15 protein-coding genes are annotated in these 21,827 nt (G+C 46.6%); 7 read left to right on the forward strand and 8 right to left on the reverse strand.

Translation table 11 applies throughout. The features are described from left to right. Positions 1-315 precede the first annotated feature (315 nt). Positions 316-1,746, forward strand: coding sequence for a DUF3422 family protein (locus QQL66_RS13045; protein WP_284381959.1), 1,431 nt, complete (start codon positions 316-318; stop codon positions 1,744-1,746). Between the two features lie 612 nt (positions 1,747-2,358). Beyond that, a complete protein-coding gene (locus QQL66_RS13050) occupies positions 2,359-3,651 on the forward strand; it encodes an NCS2 family permease (RefSeq protein WP_284381960.1) in 1,293 nt (430 codons plus the stop codon). A gap of 74 nt (positions 3,652-3,725) precedes the next feature. Here QQL66_RS13050 and QQL66_RS13055 read toward each other — a convergent pair whose 3' ends face one another. Both QQL66_RS13055 and QQL66_RS13060 read right to left on the reverse strand, forming a co-directional pair. Further along, positions 3,726-4,637: a sensor domain-containing diguanylate cyclase gene (locus tag QQL66_RS13055; protein ID WP_284381961.1), complete on the reverse strand. Its 912-nt coding sequence runs from the start codon at positions 4,635-4,637 to the stop codon at positions 3,726-3,728. A gap of 155 nt (positions 4,638-4,792) precedes the next feature. After that, a complete protein-coding gene (locus QQL66_RS13060) occupies positions 4,793-5,719 on the reverse strand; it encodes an alpha/beta fold hydrolase (protein WP_284381963.1) in 927 nt (308 codons plus the stop codon). A 176-nt stretch (positions 5,720-5,895) separates the two neighbouring features. On the opposite strand from QQL66_RS13060, the gene QQL66_RS13065 reads away from it, so the two are divergent. The 3 genes from QQL66_RS13065 (at position 5,896) to QQL66_RS13075 (ending at position 8,071) form a co-directional block, all read left to right on the forward strand. Next, entirely contained in the window at positions 5,896-6,213 is a 318-nt protein-coding gene (locus QQL66_RS13065) for a BolA/IbaG family iron-sulfur metabolism protein (protein ID WP_284381964.1), read from the forward strand. Between the two features lie 104 nt (positions 6,214-6,317). Next, complete coding sequence (trhO, locus tag QQL66_RS13070) at positions 6,318-7,316, forward strand: oxygen-dependent tRNA uridine(34) hydroxylase TrhO (RefSeq protein ID WP_284381965.1); 999 nt, start codon at positions 6,318-6,320, stop codon at positions 7,314-7,316. 41 nt (positions 7,317-7,357) lie between these two features. After that, the gene (locus QQL66_RS13075; RefSeq protein WP_284381966.1) at positions 7,358-8,071 is read left to right on the forward strand and encodes a 16S rRNA (uracil(1498)-N(3))-methyltransferase; all 714 of its coding nucleotides are present in this window, start codon (positions 7,358-7,360) and stop codon (positions 8,069-8,071) included. Here the strand turns inward: QQL66_RS13075 and QQL66_RS13080 are convergent. The 3 genes from QQL66_RS13080 to QQL66_RS13090 form a co-directional block, all read right to left on the reverse strand. Next, a complete protein-coding gene (locus tag QQL66_RS13080; RefSeq protein WP_284381968.1) occupies positions 8,068-8,613 on the reverse strand; it encodes a hypothetical protein in 546 nt (181 codons plus the stop codon). The two genes, QQL66_RS13075 and QQL66_RS13080, sit on opposite strands and share 4 nt — an antisense overlap. A 252-nt stretch (positions 8,614-8,865) precedes the next feature. Continuing rightward, complete coding sequence (locus QQL66_RS13085; protein ID WP_284381969.1) at positions 8,866-9,411, reverse strand: adenine phosphoribosyltransferase; 546 nt, start codon at positions 9,409-9,411, stop codon at positions 8,866-8,868. A gap of 299 nt (positions 9,412-9,710) precedes the next feature. Continuing rightward, positions 9,711-11,903 (reverse strand): thrombospondin type 3 repeat-containing protein, encoded by a 2,193-nt coding sequence (locus QQL66_RS13090; protein WP_284381970.1) that lies wholly within the window; start codon positions 11,901-11,903, stop codon positions 9,711-9,713. Between the two features lie 257 nt (positions 11,904-12,160). On the opposite strand from QQL66_RS13090, the gene bamJ reads away from it, so the two are divergent. Continuing rightward, entirely contained in the window at positions 12,161-12,877 is a 717-nt protein-coding gene (gene bamJ / locus QQL66_RS13095; protein WP_284381971.1) for a BamJ family beta-barrel-assembly machinery protein, read from the forward strand. A 167-nt stretch (positions 12,878-13,044) separates the two neighbouring features. Here the strand turns inward: bamJ and putA are convergent, their stop codons facing one another. Then, entirely contained in the window at positions 13,045-16,692 is a 3,648-nt protein-coding gene (gene putA / locus QQL66_RS13100) for a bifunctional proline dehydrogenase/L-glutamate gamma-semialdehyde dehydrogenase PutA (RefSeq protein ID WP_284381972.1), read from the reverse strand. A gap of 229 nt (positions 16,693-16,921) precedes the next feature. Further along, positions 16,922-18,388 (reverse strand): sodium/proline symporter PutP, encoded by a 1,467-nt coding sequence (gene putP / locus QQL66_RS13105; RefSeq protein WP_284381975.1) that lies wholly within the window; start codon positions 18,386-18,388, stop codon positions 16,922-16,924. Positions 18,389-18,859: 471 nt separating this feature from the next. Between putP and QQL66_RS13110 the strand changes: the two genes are divergently transcribed. Next, a complete protein-coding gene (locus QQL66_RS13110) occupies positions 18,860-19,321 on the forward strand; it encodes an Lrp/AsnC family transcriptional regulator (RefSeq protein WP_284381984.1) in 462 nt (153 codons plus the stop codon). A gap of 145 nt (positions 19,322-19,466) precedes the next feature. Here the strand turns inward: QQL66_RS13110 and QQL66_RS13115 are convergent, their stop codons facing one another. After that, positions 19,467-21,782: a LemA family protein gene (locus QQL66_RS13115; protein WP_284381985.1), complete on the reverse strand. Its 2,316-nt coding sequence runs from the start codon at positions 21,780-21,782 to the stop codon at positions 19,467-19,469. Positions 21,783-21,827 lie beyond the last annotated feature (45 nt).

Below are 21,827 nucleotides of genomic sequence, written 5' to 3' on the forward strand. Positions count from 1 at the left end.
ACTTAGAAGTTGGCTTACCTTCTGTCAAACCCACATTCATCCACTCAGAGTGTCACTTTCAGCATCAATAGTGCGTTTGCTTTGGGGCTAGCTGATATTGATCAAGTGGTTTGAGTCAGGATTTGTGGTAAAGTGGCCGACCCCAAATTCAGCGTACAGTTATTCACTGAACGCAAGTATTTCGCTGACACAAAATGAGTCACAGACAGAATGTGTTCAAGATAGCGTCATGTGTTTTATGAATAATGACAGGCTGAACATCAAGGTGCCGTAGAAGCATCAGGGGATACTTCGAGAAACTGAATGGAAAGAACTATGACAGTGGTGGAAGACCTAGAGATTCAAAAGAATCCAGAGACGGCTGGTATGAGTACGGCGGCGGATACTTTTGGGGGCGCTGACCCTAAACCATTAGGGTTCGGTTTAAACTGGCATCCTGATCGCCATCAACTCTATGATGAATTGCATACCCGACCGTTTCCCGTCATCAAAACACCGGTACGGGTTTCTCATTTTGCCTGCTTGTATGATGTCGATGGCAAACGCAAAGCGTACCAGCATCTTTTGACGCTTTGTGCTCGTTATGGAGTGAATACTCCTGCCGAATCTGTGAATTGTTATTATCAGAACTTTGGCTCTTTTGATGTTCGATGGGAAGCGCATACCGAATTTTGCACTTATACCATTATTCGCTCAATTGAGCCGGGCACGCCGTTTGAGCAAACCGCGTTATCCACATTACCAGCAGATTGGGTGGCGGAAGTACCTGGTGAGGTTGTGGCTGCAATTCATGTGGAAATGTTGGATCAGCCGAACGAAATTCCGTCATTAAACGAATTGCACGATTACTTTGAAGGGCATCGTTTGATTGGTTGTGTGGTCGATCAGAATCAAGCACGCCTCTGGACGGCGTTCCGTCCGCACGGTGATGGATTCGGGCGTGTGCTTGTCTATAACCGATCACTGAACTCATGTCAGTCCGGGCGATTACTACGCCGCTTATTGGAACTCGAAACCTATCGTTCGATGGCGTTACTTGGGTTACCTAAAGCTCGCTCCATGAATAAGGATCTGACCGATCTGGAGTTGGCTCTAGCCGAAGTGACTCAAGAAATTTCTGATATTCAGGGCGTAGAAGACGAAAAGCGCTTGCTGGGGAAATTGTCGAAAATTTCGGCCCAGATTGAATGGATGATCTCGGCTCACAGTTACCGTTTCTCAGCCACCAATGCCTACTATGAGTTGGTGATGGCGCGATTAAAAGAATTGCGTGAAGAAGAGGTTTCCGGGCTGTTAACGATGACCGAGTTTCTTTCCCGTCGAATGACGCCGGCATTCCGTACCTGTCAGGCCACCAGTGATCGCATGGATACCATCTCGCGTCGGGTTGATCGGGCCAGCGAGTTGCTGCGAACCCGAATCGATATGGTCATTGAGCAACAAAATCAATACTTACTTAAATCGATGGATCGTCGCAGTAAGCTTCAGCTTTACATGCAGCAAACCGTAGAAGGGCTGTCAGTGGCCGCTATCAGTTATTACTTGTTGGCGTTGTTTGATCTCATGCTTGGTGCAAGTCATCTCATTCGTATCGACCTGGATCACAAACTGATCATTGGTGTTTCCGCACCATTGGTGTTGCTGACGGTATGGTTTTCTCAAAAACGATTGAAGAAAAAGATCAATGCTGTAAACCAAAAAATGAAGCAGAAGCAACGAGTTACCGAACAGCAGCGTTTAGAGTAAGTGTTCCGAACTGCCGTTAACTTCAATACTTATCAAAAGGCGCATTATCTGGATAACTTCCGGGTAATACGCCTTTTTTGTTGCTCGACAGTTTGAGAATTAGGTTTTCTGAATAAACAGGCTAGTGTTATTTAGGCAGAGGTCGTTAGGGAATGTCTCTGATGAAGATGGCTTAGCTTAGTCTGTAGAAAACCTTTCAGGAGACATTCGATTTAGGCCATTCCGAGATGAATTTTGTTATTCAGCGTTTGTTTTTGTGTGTGTTTTAGTGCTCGTATTAATAACAAAAGGCTGGATATCACTTTTTATATAAAAACAGATAACTGGGTTGAATGGCTGAAAAAACACTTGTTTGTCTTTGATTTTATTGTTTTTTAATTTATTGAAAACTAAAGGAATTATTGTTGTATCAAAACTTTTTATTATGGGTTGTTGGTTGATGAATTGTTTATCGGAAATCTCATGGTCTAGTTGGATGGATTAGAAATTAGTACTGGTATCTTGGTTTTTCATTGTACATAATCTGACTGTTTGGTCAGGAGTTGGCCGTATTGTTAACCCCTATACGACTCGATTAATCTAATAAAAACTAATCCAAAAAGACGAAGAGCTATGTTGGAAAAACTATTCAAATTATCAGCACATAACACGAATGTTAAGACCGAAGTAGTTGCGGGCTTAACCACATTCTTAACTATGGCCTATATCCTGTTTGTTAACCCGGACATCCTGTCTACTACGGGTATGGACAAAGGTTCTCTGTTTACAGCGACCGCCATTTCGGCTGCTTTTGGTTGTATTTTAATGGGCTTCTTGGCTAACTTCCCTGTGGCGTTGGCCCCAGCGATGGGCTTGAACGCTTTCTTCGCCTTTACCGTGTGTGGCTCAATGGGGTACACCTGGCAAGAGGCATTGGGTGCTGTATTTGTGGCTGGTTTAATCTTCTTTGGTTTGAGTGCCTTCAAGATCCGTGAATGGATTATGAACAGTATTCCAAAGAATCTGCGCTTCGGTATTGCCGCCGGTATTGGTTTGTTCCTTTCTCTGATTGCCTTGAAGAACGCGGGCATTGTGGTTGATCATCCTGCGACCTTTGTAACGCTTGGTGACTTCACTCAAAAAGGTCCATTGCTTGCTGCGGTTGGTTTGTTCATGATTCTTGCGCTTGAGTACCGTAAAGTGCCAGGTGATGTACTGTTGAGTGTTTTGGTTGTTACCGCTATTTCAGTGGCCATTACTGGTCAGGAAGTAGGTAACTTAGTCTCTCTACCACCAAGTATTGCCCCAACTTTCTGGCAGATGGATTTCTCTCGTGTCATGGAAGGTGCGATGGTTTCTGTGATCTTCGCGTTTGTTTTTGTGGATTTGTTTGATACCTCCGGTACGTTATTAGCGGTGGCTCAGAAAGCGGATCTTGTAGACGAAGATGGCAAGATTGAAAACGTAGGTAAAGCGATGGTGGCTGACTCTGGTGCGAGTGTTGCCGGTGCGATTCTTGGTTCATCAACGGTAACCAGTTACGTTGAGAGTACGTCAGGTATTGCGCAAGGTGGTCGAACTGGTCTGACGGCCGTGGTTGTGGGTATCTTGTTCTTGTTGTCGTTGTTCTTTGCTCCGATTGCCGGACTAGTGCCTTCTTACGCAACGGCACCTGCATTGTTATATGTGGCGGTGCTTATGATGTCTGAATTGCGTCATGTGACCTGGGATGACTTGACCGAAGCGGCGCCTGTGTTCGTGGCTGCGTTGGGTATGCCGTTAACCTTCTCTATTGCTGATGGTATTGGTTTGGCCTTTATCACCTATGCGGTAGGTAAGGCTGTAACCGGACGCTTTAAAGATGTAAGTGGCGCTGTTTGGTTGGTTGCGTTCGTCTTTGCTTTAAAACTGGCGCACGTATTCTAAGTGCATACAGACATAAAAAATCCCGCCTTGGCGGGATTTTTTATGTCTATCAGCGTCAGATTTCAATATCACGATCAGGTGATTAATACTGAACCGTTCCCTTTGGCTTTTGCCTCTAACAGGGCTTCTTCAGCATTGTGGTACATTTGATCGAAGGGGAGTTGAGAACGACCTAGTACATGACCGCCAATGTTGATTGAGGTCTGAAACACACGCCCTTCAAATTCAAGATTCAGTTGTTCAAATAAGCTTTGCGTTCTGCGTGCAATGATCTCGGTTTCTTCATAGTTTGCGCCGGAAAGAAGAATGGCAAACTCATCGCCATCCAATCGTCCAATCAAGTCATAATCTCTGTATAAGTCGCAGAGATGATGTGCAACCTGAACCAGGCAGTGATCTCCCGCGTAATGTCCAAACTTGTCGTTGATGTCTTTAAGCTTGCATAAATCGACCAGTAAAAGAGCGGTGGCTTTGTTGGCTCTATAACCACGACTGATTTCCTGGCGTGCGCGTTCCACAAATGTACGGTGATTCAACAGGCCGGTCATCAGGTCATTGCTGGCAGCTTCATTCAGCAGATTTTTAGACTGAATGAGTTCGTCCTGAGTTTCTTTTTCTTCAGTCTGGTCAAAGAAGAAGATACACAAATGATCGTCTTCAAGTAATTGTTCAACGATCAAGAACCAACGGCCATCAAGACTGTCCACTTCAAAAGAACGGTAGACCTCGGTTCTTCGATGGAGCACGGCCTCTGAAAGCCACTCTTCAATGTCGGTGGCCTGAATGGATAAGCCATGTTGTGCTTCATAGGCATGTCGAATCAGGTCATCGTATTCTTTACCGCGAATGTTTTCCTTTTCATAGCCAAAAAGCTCTGATGCCATTTGGTTGCTGTAGACCACTTTATCAAAGCGATCCAATATCATGATGCCGTTTTCAGTAAGATCCAGTGCAGATGCCAGGAGTTTGGAAGTTTTTGCATCCATATTTTTTATAAACCAAGAGTTCGAGTTGCTCATCCTCATTAAAAGGATAATTAATTACTTAAAGTAGTAGTTGCTTTGTCGGCCTTTTGCAACTCTTCTGAAGGCTTTAGTGACTGATTTTCTTGTAATAATTGGCATAAGCAATTGTTTGAGGTTTAGATTTGGCAAAGGTGGGCAAGTCGGTATTGGAAGCTGTTTTCGAGCCAATATAGATGGCCCTGACCAGACAATAAGTTGTAGTCCGCATTCGGTAAACAATCTGCCAGGTGCTGACCAATGCGTTCAGAGACAAATGGATCGCAGTCGCCTTGGAAGATCGAAACAGGACATTGAATGCTGTTCAGATGAAACGGCCATTGCTCAAACTGACTGACCAAGTCTTTATATAAACTGGAGTAGCTCTGACTGAATGAGCGGCGTTGAGCCTCCAGGAGCATTTCACCTAGTCGGGGGTAATTGCTCAGGATGTCCACATCCTGGTAATGGCATTGTTGGGTCATGAAGTAGAAGTACAACCTGGGGAGTTTATTAGCTAAGTAGCCGGCACATAGAAATACCAACTGACTCAATCTTGGCACTTTCGATGTGAAAAACTTCAACCATGAGGCTTGGCCTACGTGGTGAAAGGGGGCTTGTTCTAACTCAGAGAAATGGCTGTAGCTGCTCAATAAAATGACTTTTTGTACCTGTGTGCTGGCGTGCTTGGCTAACCAAAGGGCAGGAACTCCGCCGGAAGACCAGCCAATGACGGTGACCTTTGAATGGCCTAGATGATCCAGTAATGCTTGGGTGTCGGCTGTAATTTGGGCCAGGCAGTATTCTTGTGCAGGGGAGGAAGAACCGATACCGGGACGGTTTGGGCTAATCAGCTTTAATCCGTGGCGTAGAAACACCTGATGCAAGGCAGCCGCTTCCATTGCTGATCCTGGCATACCGTGATGATAAAGAATCGGCACGCCTTGAGGGTCACCAAACTCAAAGTATTCCAGCGTTCGATTATCTGAGAGCTCCAGCAGCCTTGCTGATGGCAGATAATCTTCTTCAGCGTCACAGAAACGAGTTGGCAGAATGTGTTCAGTCATCGGTAGTTGATCATCCCTTGTACAAATATTTGTGCCATGATCCATAGCTTTGTTACAATGCCGGCCTTTTTAATATCCGAGTGTTTTACTCAGCCCTGATTCCGACAGGAAAAGCGCAGGGAAAGCCTTGGGTACAAAATTCAATATACGGCTGAGTGATAAGCAGGCTGACCCTTATGAAAATTCAAGCACAAATCGAAGCGTTAATTCGTTCAAATTTTGAACCTCTGTATTTCGAAGTTCTCAACGAAAGCTATATGCACAATGTTCCTGAAGGTTCAGAGTCGCATTTCAAGGTGGTTTTGGTTACTGATAAGTTTGAAGGCAAACGTTCTGTAGCACGTCATCAGCAAGTATACGGTGCCTTAAGCGAAGTGATGGATTCGATCCATGCATTGGCTTTGCACACCTATACACCGGAAGAATACGAGCAAGCGCAGTCTGCACCTGCGTCACCAAACTGTATGGGTGGCAGTAAACACGATCAGCACTAGCCATGATTGGCAGTAAAAATGATCACTAATAATTAGGATCGTTAATGCTGTGTTGCTGTTTCACCTTATAGCATTCTTATAATTACGATTAATTGAGTTAGAAAATGACTGAACACACTTCTTCACAGCCGTTTGTAGTTGCGGCTATGTATCGCTTTGTGACCTTGGACAATTACCAGGACATTCGTGAGCCTCTGCGTGAATTCTGCGATGAGCACAACATCAAAGGTACTTTATTGCTAGCCAAAGAAGGCATCAACGGTACCGTTGCGGGTAGTCGTGAGGGCATCGATGCGCTGTTGGCGTATTTGAAAAGTGATCCACGCTTAGCGGCCTTGGAACACAAAGAGTCTTTTGATGAGCATCAGCCTTTCTACCGTATGAAAGTGAAGCTGAAGAAAGAAATCGTGACCATGGGCATAGATGGCATTGATCCTAACGAAGTAGTGGGCACCTATGTGAAGCCAAAGGATTGGAATGCTTTGATTTCTGACCCTGACGTACTTCTATTGGACACTCGTAACGACTACGAAGTGGAAGTGGGCACCTTTGAGCACGCAGTAAACCCGGATACTCAGATTTTTCGTGAATTCCCGGATTATGTTCGCAATAACGTAGACAAAACTAAGCACAAGAAAGTCGCTATGTTCTGTACTGGTGGCATTCGTTGTGAAAAAGCGTCTGCGTTCATGAAAAAAGAAGGGTTTGAAGAAGTCTATCACCTGGAAGGTGGTATCTTGAAATACCTGGAAGAAGTGCCACAAGAAGAAAGTATGTGGAAAGGTGAATGCTTCGTTTTTGACAACCGTGTGACCGTTGATCATAACCTGGATAAAGGTACATTTGAGTTATGTCACGCTTGTCGTATGCCGGTATCGGAAGAAGACAAAACCTCTGAAAAATACGAAGACGGTGTGTCTTGCCCAAGCTGTTATGATTCGTTGGATGATGCTACTCGTGAGCGTGCTCGTAATCGCCAGCGTCAGATTGCCTTGGCAAAAGAGCAGGGCATTGAACACATTGGTGTGTCGATGGAAGAACGTAAAGCCATCAAACAAGCCAAAAAAGATGAGCACAGAAAGCGCTCTTTGCACCTGGATTAATTTGCCTCTTGTACTCGATTAATCCGAAGGATGCTTAGCCTGTGAACTTAATTCTGATTACTGAACGCGACTTTGCGAGCACGTCACAGGTGGTGCTGTCAGATCACAGGGCTAAGCATATTCATCAGGTACATCAGGCCGAACCGGGTCGACGTTTAAAAGTTGGCTTGGTTAATGGTCTGATGGGCTTAGGTGAAGTGACGGATGCAATTAAAAGCGGGGATGACTATCAGGTGTCATTAACCGTTGAGCTGTCACAACAACCCCCCGAAAAATTGCCTCTGACTGTCATTTTGGCGTTACCTCGGCCAAAAATGTTGCGTCGCACGATTCAAAATCTCACGTCGTTAGGTGTTGCTCATTTGGTGTTGATTAACTCGTATCGGGTTGAGAAAAGTTATTGGCAATCGCCGTTTCTACATCAGTTGGATGAGTATGTTCAGCTTGGTTTAGAGCAATCCGTAGATACGGTGCCTATGACGATTCAGCTTGAGAAACGATTCAAACCCTTTGTGGAAGATCGCTTGCCAGAGCTGATTCAAGATAAACGAGCTATTGTGGCGCACCCTTATGTGTCCGAGACTTGTCCTCGCGATATCCAGACGCCTTTGGTGTTAGCGATAGGCCCGGAAGGCGGGTTCATCCAGTACGAAGTGGATAAACTGATCGACGCCGGATTTGATGCAGTGACCTTAGGGCAACGGATTCAGAAAGTCGAAACCGTACTGCCACAGCTAATCGGTCGTCTTTACTAAGCGCATTCCGCGACACTACTTCCAATCTTAGCTGGCGATAACAAACAGGCTTGAGTACCCTGTGTTCTCAGTCGGTGGTTGGCGTTTTGCCATTCTCTTCTACTGATACCTTTAAACCCTGGGAAGACTTCATTGATTAAAGCAATTTGTTGATGAAGGCTTAACCCTACCTCAAAGCTCTTGGGAAGTAAGCTAAGTGCGAAGGCCGCAATAGCGGTTGCGTAGTTAAGGTTTATATTGAGTTCCTGATGAGGCGATTGCAAAAACTGATGTTGGCTTGCAAGTCCTCTGACTTTAGAGGCAAGGTCGGGATCTTTGACCAAATGCTCATCCCATAAGGTCTGATGCTGTGTTTCCGTAACGCGAAACAGACCATAAGTATCCGATTCAAAGTGAAAAAGACTGGTCTGTCGATTAAGACTCACCGCCGCAATCGTTAGCAGGTAAAGCTCAGCCAGATCAGGCAGCGTCAGGTGCTTAGACAGCGTGCCAAGAATGGGATTGATGACGGCATTATTCAGAGAGTTAAGCTGTGCATCCATATTCTTTGAACCCTGTTATCCTTAAAAATCAGGGGAAAAGAGCCCCTTTTAATAATTGATATCAAAAGAAGTCCCTAACTTGTTGATACTACGGTATTCATTAAGTTAGTCGACTATGGGGAATATAAAAGTGGGTAGGATAGAAAAAAGAGAAAGACCCGACGAAAGGTGCTTTCTCTTTTCTAGCAGGTGAGACGCTGCTTCTTGGTGAGTTGTTGACGGTGTCTTTCAAGCATCGTTCTAGATTGGTTTTTACGATTCACCTTCAAAGGCACACAGGCTGTATACGCCGATGCCGATGTTTTGAAGTAGTGTAGAGCCATTCAGATCTGGCAGGTCAATCAAGGCTGCCGCTTCAAAGACTTCCGCGCCCTGGCTTTTCAACAAGGTGCTGGCGGCCATCATGGTGCCGCCTGTGGCAATGATGTCGTCGATGATTAATACCTTGTCGCCTTCCTTACATGAACCTTGTTGAATCTCTACCGTGGCAGCTCCGTATTCAAGGTTGTAGCTTTCTGAAATAACTGGTGGTGGCAGTTTGTCTTTCTTACGAACAAGGATCAGTGGTTTATTGAGGTTATAAGCCAGTACGGAACCGATTAGGAAACCACGACTGTCGATCGCTGCGATACGATCAATTTCATGATTAATGTAACGCTGAGTCAAAGCATCAATGACCATTCGAAATGGCTTAGGTTGCTGTAGTAATGGAGTGATATCTCGAAAGGTAACGCCTTCTTTCGGCCAGTTATGAACCGCTCGGATATTAGCTTTCAGGTAGATTTCGTCAAACGACATAGTGGAATCCTTGCTGAGAAATTGCGGCCAGTACGGTCAATTACCGCCCGACATCCTTACGTTAATTGAATACCAGAATTGTAAAGCTTGCCAGTGAAAAGTGAAGGGGATAGGTGCTACTTATTGTTTTGTATCAGGTTTTTGGATTCAGTTTGGTAAGAACGAAAGTCAGCGCGTATTTGATGAAAGAAAGTTTTTAAGAATACGTGCTTAGTGGTGTTGAGGGGGAGGGTCTCCCCGGAAAGCCACAGCGTTGGCGCATTTCCGGAGTATCCTTTTACATAGGGACTCTACGTCGCTTACTGTCCTTGTTTGGACTCAGGAGGCGGTGGCGGCGTTCTGATCACCTCCCGTTTGATGGTCAGTTCGTTGCCATCATTATCAATCGCATGAACGGTGATGTTGTTTTCTCCAAACTCCAAAGGCACCACAATCGCGAAGGCTGAATGATAAAAGAATTTACCATCGTAGCTGCCGGAAACGCGATCGCTGGTGGCGTAGACTTTGTCGATACCGACACCAATGTCATAGGCTTGCCCGCGTAGTCTGATCTCGGTCACGTCGGTGGCGACTTCTTCGCCGTCACTGCCGGACAATTCCAGCGCCGGTTTCAGATCATCCGGGAAGCTGTTCGGATCGTTCGGGTCGGAATCGAACATTTCTTCCACATCGTTAGCGAATAGATCTCCGTCGCGGTCGATGTCTTTGTTATCGCCAATGCCATCGGTATCGATGTCCGACCATTCCGTCGGATCATTCGGGAAGAGGTCTGTACCATTGTCATAGCCATCGCCATCACGGTCAGGATCGAGGCTGTCAGGAATGCCATCGTCGTCCATATCCGGTGGCACACTGTTCGGATCATTCGGATCGGTGCCTACTTGAACTTCATAGTGGTTGTCGATTTTATCGCCGTCACGATCGGCGTCAGAATTATCGCCAATACCATCCGCATCAAGATCTGACCATTCTTTGGGATCTCGTGGGAACACGTCGATTTCATTGTTGTAACCGTCGCCATCCATGTCCGGGTCTAGGCTGTCGGGAATACCATCGCCATCAATGTCTGATGGAACGGATTTAGGATCATTAGGGTCGGTTCCAACCAGTTCTTCGTAGTGGTTAGAAATACCATCGCCATCACGATCTTTGTCCGAGTTATCCCCAATCCCGTCGTTATCCAAATCCGACCACTCTTTGGCATTACGCGGGAAGGCGTCTTTCTCGTTCAGATAGCCATCGTTATCCATGTCTGGATCAAGGGCGTCGGGAATGCCATCAAAGTCAAAATCCGGTGGCACACTTTCAGGGTTATTAGGATCGGTGCCTAACTGCAATTCGTATGCATTGCTGATGTTGTCACCGTCACGCTCAAGGTCAGCGTTGTCACCAATGCCATCTTTATCGATGTCTGACCATTCTTTCGGATCAAACGGGAAGGCATCATTAGCATTTAAGTAGCCGTCGTTGTCGATGTCCGGGTCCGAGTTGTCGCCAATGCCATCACCGTCGGTGTCTTTCCATTCTTTCGGATCGAGTGGAAACGCATCGACATCATTGTTGTAGCCATCGCCGTCCTGATCTTTATCGTTTTGATCGGGGATGCCATCGCCATCGGCGTCTTTGCAATATTTAGGATCATCAGGGAAGGCATCTTCGGTATTCAGGCAGCCGTCACCGTCCCGGTCATCATCGATGGCGTCCGGGATACCGTCGCCATCACTGTCTAGAGGGACACTGCTTGCGTCGTTTGGATCAGTCCCGACCTGTTCTTCGTAGTCGTTACGAATGCCATCGTTGTCGCGATCAGGGTCGGAATTATCACCGATGCCATCGCCGTCCAGGTCAGCCCATTCTTTGGGATCGGTTGGGAAGACATCCTTATCGTTGGCGTAGCCGTCGTTATCGATGTCATCATCCAGTACATCGGGAATGCCATCGCCATCCGTGTCTTTGGGATAATCGTTTGGATCGTAGGGGTTTGTCCCCAGTTGTATTTCAACCTTGTCGGAAAAGCCGTCGCCGTCCTTTTCTGTGTCTGCGTTATCCCCGATACCATCGCCGTCGAGGTCACCCCACTCACGGTTATTGTCGGGAAACTTATCCAGCAGGTTATTAACCCGATCGCCGTCTCTGTCTACATCAATTTCATCGGGCAGGCCGTCTTTATCCAAGTCGGGAGGTGTACTGTTAGCACGTCGAGGATCATAGCCCGTTTGCAATTCGTAATGATTGTCGATGCCATCACCATCCATATCGATGTCTCGGTGATCCGGAATACCGTCGTTATCCATATCCGGCCCAACGTTGGCGGCTAACTGAAGGTGGCTTCCTTCCGTAAGCTTACGGAACAGCTCAGATTTCATTACCGCAGGTGCCGCCAGGACGATACTCACCGAGGAAACCGCAACAATGGCAATCTGTTTAAAATGACGTTTCTTTAATGTGAATGGCAAGTTAGGCATACGTTCATTATTTATTGTTGTTATCAACCACGATCCAGTTTGTGATTGAGCATGAGTAATTCTGTGATTCTAACTGATGACAGTCCCGGAAAGAAACGTACGGTGTATCAGTTTGTGTAAAACGTCTCTAAATCAATTTATGGAGCTTAAACCTATGGTTTATTTAACAAAGGTTTCATGAACATTTAATCTATGGGGAACTAAAAGCAATTGTTAAATCTCTAAGGGCGGTTTACGATGGTTTGCTTTATACATTCATTTGATGACTCACATTGAGAATTAATATGTTCAAAAAGAATAAAATTGCGGCAGTACTAGGAAGTGCTGCATTGGTTTCAACGGTTATTTTGAGCGGTTGTGGCGAAAAAGAAGTCGAGTTAAAGACCAACAGCGACAAAGTTAGTTATGGCATTGGCTACAACGTTGGCTCTGGCATGCGTCAAGAAGGGCTGGAAGAAATGAATGTAGCGGCCATTGCAATGGGTTTACAAGATGCGTTGGCTGATAAAGAGCGTCGATTGTCGATGGAAGAGCTAACAGCTGCATTCAATGAAGTACGTGCTATCCAAGACGACAAAATGAAAGCCTTGAACGATGAGAACCTTCGTTTGGGTCAAGAATTCCTGAAGAAAAACGGTGAGCGTGAAGGCGTTACGGTTCTTGAAAGTGGTCTTCAGTACGAAGTGCTTAAGAGCGGTGAAGAAGGCGCAGCTCAGCCAGAAGTTTCTGACATGGTAACTACTCATTATCATGGTACTTTGGTTGATGGCACTGTATTCGATAGCTCGGTAGATCGTGGTCAGCCAGCTACTTTCCCTGTAGGCGGCGTGATCAAAGGTTGGATCGAAGCGCTACAAATGATGAAAGTAGGTGATAAGTGGAAACTGTACGTTCCTGCGAATCTGGCGTATGGCACTCAAAGCCCAAGCCCTAAAATTCCTGCTAACTCAGCATTGATCTTTGAAGTTGAGTTGTTGAGTATTAAAGGCAAAGAATCTTAATCGGTTTGATTTAAGATCGAAAAACCTCCTTCGGGAGGTTTTTTTATGTGTAAAAAAAATCCCCGGTCGAAAGAAGTAGACGTTTGACCGGGGGGAGGAAGACTTCGTTTAAGCAGTGATGGGCTAAACGAAGTATGTTGGAAGAGGTTTAGCTGCAGGAGTAATTTTTACTCGGAGGCAGCAATCAAACTCGCATTTCCACCCGCAGCCGTGGTGTCGATGCAAAGGTGGCGTTCAATAACAAAACGCTCAGGTTGATCAAGTTCGGTGATGATAGGCAATAACGCGCCCTCACGTTGCGCCAGTGCCTGACGTAGATTACGCAGATCTGTTGTCGATGAATTACAGCTGATGGCCGCAAACCCGTCAGCACTCGATACGGCATCTAACGACAGTTGTCCAACCATACCTTGTACTGGTAGCCCGAGCTTGTGACATTGTTTCAGCATATCGTCAATGCCTTGAGCTACTACCACGACGGCGTTACCTTGGAGCAGGGCAACTGCGGCTTGTTGGCGTGCGCTATTGGCATCCGGCCCTAAGCAGAGAACCACCCCTCGTCCCAGCTGGGAGAGTAAATTCAATTCACCAGTGGGGCCTGGCATCTCTTCGGCTTCGTGTGAAACCTCCTGCAATGAGGCGAGTTGCTCAGAGAATACCGGCAGTAGTTGTTGGAATCGGTTTGTTTCATTCCTCCAGGCTGCTACATCCAGCTGCGAAATCATCTTATGGAGTTTGTCACCATCGATAATCTGACCAGAAAAGCCTTCTTGATGAGGTTCTGTACGGCTACGGGTAAAGCGCTTCACATAATGCGGTCCACCTGCTTTAGGTCCTGTTCCAGACAAGCCTTCTCCGCCAAAGGGCTGGGAGCCAACAATTGCCCCGATCTGGTTGCGGTTAACATAGATATTGCCGACAGCAACCTGGTTAACGATACGATCAACACGGCTGTTGACGCGGGTGTGCAGACCAAAAGTGAGACCGTAGCCTTTACGGTTGATGGATGCGACTACGTTATCCAGGTTTTTGGCTGAGAAAGTTGCCACATGCAGTACTGGGCCAAATATCTCTTCTTCAAGCTCTTCAATGCCAGAAACTTTCAACACCGTTGGCGCAACAAACGTGCCTCCTTCAGGCGTAGGCAGCTGCTTCAGTAGCTTACCTTCAGCTTCAAGGGCCGCACAGTGCTGTTGAATGCGTGCCTGTGCCGTAGAGTCAATTACCGGGCCAACGTCGGTACTCAGCAACCAGGGATTACCGATGCTGAGTTCATCCATTGCGCCATACAGCATCTGTAATAGATGCTCGGCGATATCTTCTTGCAGATAGAGCATTCGTAATGCGGAACAACGTTGCCCGGCACTCTGAAACGCTGACATAATGACATCTCTGACCACTTGCTCGGGGAGTGCCGTTGAGTCAACGATCATCGCATTCATACCGCCAGTTTCTGCGACCAGAGGGGCATTCGGTGCCATCGTATTCGCCATATTGCGGTTGATGTTCTGAGCTGTCAGGGTCGAGCCGGTAAAGCAAACGGCTGCGATACGTGCATCTGATGTTAATGGTGCACCTACAGCGATACCGGAACCGGGCAATAGTTGCAGCGCTTCTTCAGGAATGCCTGCTTCATGCATCAGTTCTACCGCACGGCAGGCGATCAGCGGTGTCTGATCGGCCGGCTTTGCCAACACGGCGTTACCTGATGCCAGTGCAGCCAATACTTGCCCTGAGAAAATCGCCAATGGGAAGTTCCAGGGGGAAATACAGGTGACAATGCCACGTGCTTCGGTAGCCTCTAATTGCTCCGCCTGATTGGCGTAGTAGCGGGCAAAATCCACAGCTTCTCGTACTTCGCCTACCGCATCCAGCAGGCTTTTACCCGCTTCACGGCAAGCTAAAGCAAAGAATTCAGCTGCATTTGCTTCAAACAGATCCGCCACACGTCGTAAACAGGCGGCGCGTTCCAACGCAGGTACTTTGGACCAGCGCTGGAAACCCGCTTCTGCGGACTGAATTGCGGTTTCTATGTCTTGTGGGTTCGACTCCGTTACTGTACCTACCAGATCAGTAGGATCGGCGGGGTTACGAATCTCGACTCTGGCGCTATTACTGACGCTATCAGAGGCGCTATTAGAGGCGGCACTACCTGCGATGATCGGTTGAGCCTGCCATCTAACATGTTGAAATACTTTACGTTGCGGTTCCAATTCGGCCAACGTTTGCTTATCTGTAATATCCCAGCCTTTGGCATTTAACCGTCGCGCGCCAAAGATTGAGGCGGGTTTTGCAATCACTTTATTTGACAGATCCCCCTCGGTTTCAAGAATCTGTGAGAAGGGATCTCTAGCAATTTCTTCCGGGGTAATGCGGGTATCTACAATCTGATTTACAAAGGAACTGTTGGCGCCATTTTCAAGCAGGCGGCGCACAAGGTAGGCCAGCAGATCGCGGTGAGCTCCGACCGGCGCATAGATACGACAACGTGTATTGTTGAGTTTCAGCACCGTATCGTGCAGGGCTTCACCCATGCCATGAAGTCGCTGGAACTCAAAATTATCAACCCCGGCTTTCTGCGCCATAGTCAGAATCGCCGCTGCGGAATGGGCATTGTGGGTTGCAAACTGCGGGTAAATGCGATCGGTCATTGTCAGTAGCTTTTCAGCACAACACATATAGGACAGATCAGAGTGTATTTTACGGGTAAACACCGGAAAACCGTTCAGTCCGAGTACCTGTGCACGCTTGATTTCAGCATCCCAGTAGGCCCCTTTAACCAGACGTACCATAATACGTCGATCTAACCGTTGTGCCGTTGCGTAGAGCCAATCCAATACATAGCTGGCACGAGGACCAAAGGCCTGAACAACAATGCCAAAGCCATCCCATCCCGAGAGACCTTTATCTTCCAGTACGGCTTCGATCACATCCAAAGAGAGATCCAGTCTGTCCGCTTCCTCCGCATCAATGTTGAACCCCATATTGGCCTTTCGTGCTTGCGTAGCCAGGGATAACACCCGTGGTACAAGCTCTGTCATGACCCGGTCTTTCTGACCTACTTCATAACGAGCGTGTAATGCGGACAGTTTGACAGAGATTCCCGGATTCGTTCGAATATCATCGCTATGGCAGCTCGCAGCCAGTTCTGAGATCGCTTTGGCATAGGCTTCGTAGTAACGCACTGCATCATGATCCGTACGCGCGGCCTCACCCAACATGTCATAGGAGTAGCTGTAACCTTTCTGCTCAAGCTTGGCTGCACGTTTGGTCGCCTCGCCAATGGTGCGTCCTAAAACAAACTGACGCCCCAGTTCTTTCATCGCTTGACCTACAGCGGCTCTAACCACCGGTTCACCCAGGCGTTTGATGATGCCCTTTACCGTTGAGCCAATGCTCTTATCTTCATCTTCTTTGAGTAGCTTTCCGGTAATTAGAAGCCCCCAGGTTGCACTGTTCACTAAAGATGAGGCCGATTGACCGAGATGACTTTCCCAATTACCGGTTGCCACTTTGTCTTCAATGAGTGCATCAATCGTAATGCTGTCGGGTACACGCAACAACGCTTCAGCCAGACACATCAGGGCAACCCCTTCCTTCGTGGTCAGACCGTATTGAGCTAAAAACTTTTCCATAATTGAGGGCGCGCTTTCTGCACGTACCTTGCGTACTAACTCCGCAGCATTGGAGGATATGGTGTGACGATCCTGCTCACTCAAGCCTGAATCATTGATTAAATGATTGATTACTTCTGTCTCATCTGCCAAATAGTGGCTACAGATCGCTTGGCGGTAATGTTCGATTGTTAAGCTCATTCTTTCTCACCTCATATTATGTTTGGTATTCTAAATGTGGTAAAAAAGAGAATTCGACTGTATTTGTTTATTTTGTAGGTTTAATGACTTTAATGCTTGAATAAATTAAATAAATATCTTGTTTTTAAGTTATTTTTTAGTCTTTATTGGTTGTGTGTTGTTGGCATAAAAAAGCCCTGGCTAGCTACATTAACCAGGGCTTTTAGGTTTAAGCGATTGACGTTTGGTTTTAACTCTTAATCTCAGCCTCTACCTCTTCAAAGCGAGCCTGGATAGTCGCGGATGGTGCAGCAGTGAGTTTGGACGCGACAATAATTGCTATAAATGCAAACACAATACCCGGAATAATCTCGTACAGATCAAACCATCCACCGGTTAGTTGCTTCCACAACACCACCGTTACGCCACCAGTAATAATACCGGCCAAAGCGCCAACCTTAGTCATATCTTTCCAATACAAAGACATGATCAAAGCCGGGCCAAACGCAGCACCGAAGCCTGCCCAGGCATAGGACACCAGTTCCAGTACCTTGGAATCTTTATCCATTGCGAGGAAGGTCGCAATAACGGCAATGACAATCACAGCTATGCGGCCTACGTTGACCAACTGCTCTTGCGTTGCATTCTTATTAAACAGTGCTTTATAGAAGTCTTCTGCCAAAGCTGATGACGATACCAGCAGTTGAGAGTCGGCGGTACTCATCACCGCTGCAAGAATGGCTGCTAACAGTACCCCGGCAATAGCAGGGTGGAAGAGGGCATCAACCATTACCATGAATACTGTTTCATTATCTCCCAGTCCCTCAGGTAAATACCCAATTGCCGCCAGACCGATCAAGCAGGCACCGGCCATTGATGCGGCACTCCACAACACCGCAATACGACGTGCAGCAGGAACATGATCTTTACTTTTAATGCCTTTGAAACGCGCAAGAATATGCGGCTGTCCGAAATAGCCCAAGCCCCAGCCGAGCAAAGACAAGGTGCCGATCAGCGTTATTGTTTCCCCTTTTGCATCGGTAAACATATTCAAGAGCTCAGGGTTTTTCGCTTCAACCGCTGCCAGCGTACCGCTCAGACCACCAATTTCACCTATGGCAAATAGCGGCACCAGCATTAAGGCTCCAACCATCAACAAGCCTTGCACAACGTCGGTCCAGGACACCGCCAGAAAACCACCAAACAGGGTATAGGAAATCACAGCTGCCGCACCTACGAGTACAGCGACGGTGTAGTCAAAACCAAATACGGTTTCAAACAGTTTACCTCCAGCAACTAGGCCGGAGCTGGTGTAAAACAAGAAGAAAACCAGTACAAAAACAGCTGAGATGATACGCAGACTGTGACTTTTATCTTCAAAGCGTTTTTCAAAGAATGCGGGCAAAGTTAGTGCATCATCGGCTTTTTGCGAGTAAACCCGCAACCGTTGTGCCACCAGTAACCAGTTCAGCCAAGTGCCAATCAGAAGCCCACCTGCGAGCCAGAAGGAACCGAAACCGGCTGCCATCGCGTAGCCAGGTAGGCCCATCAGAAGCCAACCACTCATATCTGATGCGCCAGCGCTTAATGCGCTTGGAATTGGCCCTAAGTTACGTCCCCCCAGAACGTAGTCGGACAGATCCTGAGTGCGACGATAAGCAATAATGCCGATTGCCAGCATCAGAGCCAAGTAAATAACAAAGGTCAGGGTTATCATATGAAACCTCTTTGTAATGCTCTATGTTTATTATTGTATTCGGAGGCCGCTTTTCACTTCACAGCTTCCTTGATCATACCTATTACAACTCGTTCACTTCAGTGACTGGAGCTCGCTCAAACAAGTCAGAACGCCTTCGTTGTTTTTCGCTAGTACAATTATTTAAAAGCTTACCCTCAAGCCTCTAGTCAATTACCCTGTATTTGTTTATTTCCCAGGTAATTATTTTTTTTTATTTAAAACTAGCAGTTCTTTTTCCTTTTCGACGTTGACTTGGCTTCAGGAATCAATGCCTTTCTCACTAACAAAAAGTACAGAACGTACACTTTTCTTGTTTGTTGTAGACGTATTCACTATCTTAATAATGAAACTTAGCCTTTTAGTGTATTAAACAGATATGAGACGTTACTGGCTGAGCTAGAGCGGACTTGTTCAGATGTACCCTAGGAAGCGTTACAGCGGAGTGAAAATATGGAAAACCTGGATAAGCTGGATATGTCTATCCTGCGTGAGTTGCAAAAAAACGGTCGTATTACCGTTACCGAATTAGCATCTCGGGTTGGTTTATCAAAAACGCCTTGCCAGGTTCGGGTAAAGCGGCTGGAGGAACTGGGTTATATCCTTGGTTATACCGCCATCATTGATCAGAAAAAATTAGGCTCCAGGCACGTAGCTTTTGTACAGGTCACCATGATCGATACCAAAACAAACGCGCTTCAGGCGTTTAATGATGCGGTACGTGAGATTCCTGAAATTGAGCAATGCCACATGATAGCCGGTAACTTTGATTACCTGTTGAAAGTGCGGACTTCTGACATTGAAAACTACCGGCTGGTGCTAGGCGAGAAAATATCTAACCTGCCTTTTGTGAAACAGACCAGTACCTTTGTTGTGATGGAAGACGTTAAGGATGTCGCATCGAAGGTTATTTAATTGCTGGTTAAACAAGAGGGAAGGAAACACTAGCGAATGGCACTGCCATGATGCGTTATTAAATTAAATTTTGGGAGATGACATCCCGGGCGGAGTTTGATGATCCACCCGGTTTTGGTTTTACTGAAGAATATAATGCCTTAACTTACGCAAACAACGCCTGGGGTTTGAATTTAAACATCCAGGTGAAAAGAATATCCGGGAAGGTTTCTAACCGTTCGTTGTAGAGGGTAACCGAATCGTTGTAGCCGTTTTTCAGCAGTGCCAGTTCGGTATCCAGCCGAGTCAGTTCATCCATCAATTTAGAGACCAACTCCTGGCTCTTTAAATCAGGGTAATTTTCTACCACAGCATTTACGGATCGTCTCATCTGGTGAGTGGCTTCCATGCATTCTTCGAGTGACGCCTTATCATCGTGCACATCTTTAACGGCCGATCGAAATGACGCCATGTCTGTCATGATTTTCTTTTCATGGGCCATGAATTCTTTAACCACGGTTTCTAACGAAGGAATGAGATTTTTCCGTTTGCGAATGGTGACGCCCATGTTGACCCAGTTTCGCTCCGCACGTTGTCGCAGGAAGATGAGATCGTTGTAATGCAGCATCATGGTAAATAAAAACATGTATACCGGGCCGATCAATGCGGCTAATAGGAAATCGCTGGGTGAGAAACTGCCACTCTGAGCAAACCACAATAAGCCGCTGCTAAACACACCAGTGAATGCCAGGTTGAGCAGCAGTAAACCAATCCAGGCTTTGCGGAACATGACTTTCGATTCAGACAGGTTACTCAGAATAAACGGCATCTTCGAACCGGCTTCTGTCAGATGAAGTTTGTCTTGTTGAGCCGGGTCTGGCTTTGCTTCACCAATGGCGTACAGTGGATCATCCAGTTTCAGCACGTATTCGGTATAAGTACGATTACCCGAGCTACGAGAGGTGGAGTGGCTGGTGATGAACTCTGCACCGGTTGGGTCAATCTTAATCGTACCTTCATCGTCTTCGCAGAGAAAATCTATGCTTTTCTGATCATCAACAATGGTTACCCAGTTGGCGTCTTTACCTGTGCCTCGTTTTTCTTTGACCAGATAGTGATACCAGCAACATTGGCTGTAGGTCATCGGGCTTTCAAGGGCGTTGATTTTCTCTGGCAGTTTTATCTGTCCAGTGACTTCAGACATACCGGGCACAATGCCCAGCGTCTTTTGAGTCGGGATGTTTTCAATCAGCCGCTTGAACTTAATTCGTCTGAAGCCTAAGTAGCTGAACAACACCATCATGCTGAGGCCAAAGAAAAAGAAGAAATAGTGCCAACCGCTGGTGAGCTTGGAGTCTGCCAGGTTGTTCAGACGCTGATTTAGGTGACTTTGAAGAATGCCATTCAGGTGAACTTGTTCGGCTCCGTCGAGTGTATAGCCCCAAATCGGTGCAAACAGCCATTCAGGAAAACGATGTAGCTGCTGATCAACCAAATATTGCGAGAGGGCGAGATTGATTTTGTATTCGGCTAGTTGATTGTTTAAGTATTCGTCTTCAAAACTGGCGTTGGCTTGTGATAGTAACTGTTTGGAGATTTCTCGGTCTCCACGGTTGATTTTACTGAGTTGATCGAGAGTGTATTGCCATTGTTGTTGATAGCGTTCTATGGCCTGTTTTAAGTCGTTGTTCATCATCAACAAACTGAAGTGCACTAAGACAATACTGACACAAGTGATGAGCAGGGTTTGGTACTTCCAGACTTTATGAACACGAATGAGTACCGCTAGGGCATAGATAGACATCGCGATTAATGCCAAACCGCCCCAGAGGTAAAATACCCCTGCGCTGCCCATACGCTGTTGTTCATAGCTTTTATCGTAGGTTGAAATGATCGGGGTGTAGGTATCCGAGGGTGGGAACTCAAGTTGCATCGATTCTTCTTCGAACTCTCTCGTTCCTTCTTCAACCGCACTTGGTCGTGCCTGACCAAAAATGAACAGCTTATCATCGACTTCGATACGGTATTCCGTGTATCTGTGGTCTCCGGTGACGGTACGAAAACTTTGTTCCACTGACCAGTCTATCCAGTTGCTGTAGGTTCTGTTATCAACAAGCACGGACTTGCTGTGATCCTTGATAAGAAAGTTAATACCTTCGGTTTTTGAATCTACTAAGCTCCAACTGGTGTTGCCATCCGAATCGCGCTTTTCTATCTCATGTGTGTAGTGGTAATACACTGAAGGGGTACCGGTGTGATAGCTTTTAACGAGCTTTGTGTTCGTAGCCTGTTCGACAAATCCACTTACCGCGTTGGGGCCTGGAACTAAGCTATTTAAAGAGACAATGGGGGTTCGTTCTAATTGTCTGAGAGATTGTATTTCATCAAAGCCGAAGTGCATCAGGTGCCAGCCACCCCAAAACGCCAGACTACCTAGAATCAGAGGAAGCAGTTGAGTGAGTAGTCTTTCCTTGAAGGTCACTTTAAAATCCTTTTGAAGTCTGATGATCTGAGATTCGCTGTTGAT

It is taken from the genome of Litoribrevibacter albus (genome assembly GCF_030159995.1).
GTDB classification, from domain to species: Bacteria; Pseudomonadota; Gammaproteobacteria; order Pseudomonadales; family Litoribrevibacteraceae; genus Litoribrevibacter; species Litoribrevibacter albus.

Bases quoted from the DNA above. Each gene is read 5' to 3' on its own strand.
- QQL66_RS13065 (WP_284381964.1), top strand. From the start codon at position 5,896: ATGAAAATTCAAGCACAAATCGAAGCGTTAATTCGTTCAAATTTTGAA.
- putP (WP_284381975.1), bottom strand. From the start codon at position 18,388: ATGATAACCCTGACCTTTGTTATTTACTTGGCTCTGATGCTGGCAATC.
- QQL66_RS13045 (WP_284381959.1), top strand. From the start codon at position 316: ATGACAGTGGTGGAAGACCTAGAGATTCAAAAGAATCCAGAGACGGCT.
- QQL66_RS13110 (WP_284381984.1), top strand. From the start codon at position 18,860: ATGGAAAACCTGGATAAGCTGGATATGTCTATCCTGCGTGAGTTGCAA.
- trhO (WP_284381965.1), top strand. From the start codon at position 6,318: ATGACTGAACACACTTCTTCACAGCCGTTTGTAGTTGCGGCTATGTAT.
- QQL66_RS13060 (WP_284381963.1), bottom strand. From the start codon at position 5,719: ATGACTGAACACATTCTGCCAACTCGTTTCTGTGACGCTGAAGAAGAT.
- bamJ (WP_284381971.1), top strand. From the start codon at position 12,161: ATGTTCAAAAAGAATAAAATTGCGGCAGTACTAGGAAGTGCTGCATTG.
- putA (WP_284381972.1), bottom strand. From the start codon at position 16,692: ATGAGCTTAACAATCGAACATTACCGCCAAGCGATCTGTAGCCACTAT.
- QQL66_RS13085 (WP_284381969.1), bottom strand. From the start codon at position 9,411: ATGTCGTTTGACGAAATCTACCTGAAAGCTAATATCCGAGCGGTTCAT.
- QQL66_RS13080 (WP_284381968.1), bottom strand. From the start codon at position 8,613: ATGGATGCACAGCTTAACTCTCTGAATAATGCCGTCATCAATCCCATT.
- QQL66_RS13055 (WP_284381961.1), bottom strand. From the start codon at position 4,637: ATGGATGCAAAAACTTCCAAACTCCTGGCATCTGCACTGGATCTTACT.
- QQL66_RS13050 (WP_284381960.1), top strand. From the start codon at position 2,359: ATGTTGGAAAAACTATTCAAATTATCAGCACATAACACGAATGTTAAG.